Annotated in this window: 1 protein-coding gene; it reads left to right on the top strand. The window is 47.0% G+C overall.

The features are described 5' to 3' along the window. Window positions 1-494: efflux RND transporter permease subunit (locus B3180_RS00570; protein WP_286842263.1), on the top strand; the 494-nt coding region annotated here is incomplete at both ends.

The following is a 494-nucleotide window of genomic DNA, read 5'->3' as shown; positions in this document are numbered from 1 at the left end:
AACTGCCGATGCTGTTAAAGCCCGCATGGACGAACTTGAACAGTTTTTCCCGGATGGAATGGAATTAGTCACGGCTTATGACACTACACCCTTTATTAAGATTTCAATTTCAGAAGTTGCGCAGGTACTAATAGAGGCGATCATTCTGGTCTTCCTGTTAATGTTCGTTTTCCTGCAGAATTTACGGGCAACCCTAATTCCGACGCTGGCAATTCCAGTTGTTATTCTGGGCACTATGGGTGTCATGTCTTTGGCTGGCTTCTCAATTAACACCCTGACCATGTTCGGTATGGTACTTTCCATCGGTTTATTGGTTGATGATGCCATCGTCGTTGTTGAAAACGTTGAACGCTTAATGTCTGAAGAAGGTTTATCACCCAAACAGGCAACAATAAAATCGATGGGGCAAATTACCGGCGCACTGGTTGCCATCGGTGTGGTAATGGCAGCGGTATTCGCCCCCATGGCCTTCTTCCCGGGATCCACGGGTGCTG

This window comes from Idiomarina sp. UBA4206 (assembly GCF_002383015.1).
GTDB lineage: Bacteria > Pseudomonadota > Gammaproteobacteria > Enterobacterales > Alteromonadaceae > Idiomarina > Idiomarina abyssalis.
This window is presented reverse-complemented; position numbering and strand designations above follow the sequence as displayed.